The organism is Marseilla massiliensis (assembly GCF_016899955.1).
In the GTDB taxonomy this organism is placed as follows: Bacteria; Bacteroidota; Bacteroidia; order Bacteroidales; family Bacteroidaceae; genus Prevotella; species Prevotella intestinigallinarum.
The window spans coordinates 1-592 of the sequence record NZ_JACJJL010000095.1; the positions used below are offsets into that span (position 1 = coordinate 1).

Sequence of the window (592 nt, forward strand, 5' to 3'; positions counted from 1 at the left end):
CACTCCCAAGGCCAGCGTGAACATCACGTTGTGCGTGCCGTCCGCACCGTTCAACAGATACCACGGCACTTCGCTGACGACTGCGAACAACATGAGGGAAAGGAAGTACCGCATCCTGTTCCGCGTATGGGCGAAACCTTCCGCAACCAGGAAAGCGAACACGGGGAAGGCGATACGCCCGAAGCACCGCATCACCTCATAAGCCATTGTATTGCCATCCATAAGATAATATGCGTAATGGTCAATAACCATGGAAACCATGGCGATGATTTTCAATGCGCTTCCGCTCAACAAAGGAAGCGGTTCAGGCAGATAGGAAGTCGAACCAATATTCATATATCATTATCTTTCAATATGTTATCAGAAACAGTTAGACAATCACTTAGCTCATTCCAAGCAGTTCCTTGACCATATCCTCTACCTCCTGATTAACCCGTTTGAAATTGCGGTTGAGCAGAATTTCCTTCTCCCGGTCGTTCTTGAACTCGTAGATTTTGGGCAGCGGCACGTAGTGTTCCTCCTCGTCCTTAATCTTCTTCATGTCGAAGTGCGTCTTGCAGAAATACTTGGTGGTCTTGAACTCCTCCGACTG

General features: G+C 48.3%; 2 protein-coding genes. Both read right to left on the reverse strand.

Going from position 1 to position 592, the window contains the following annotated elements; translation table 11 throughout:
- Positions 1–336, reverse strand: a 336-nt coding sequence (locus H6B30_RS16055; protein WP_239484179.1) for a TraX family protein, incomplete at its 3' end; no start/stop codon positions are given.
- Between the two features lie 46 nt (positions 337–382).
- Positions 383–592, reverse strand: a 210-nt coding sequence (locus tag H6B30_RS16060) for a hypothetical protein (RefSeq protein ID WP_205112249.1), incomplete at its 5' end; no start/stop codon positions are given.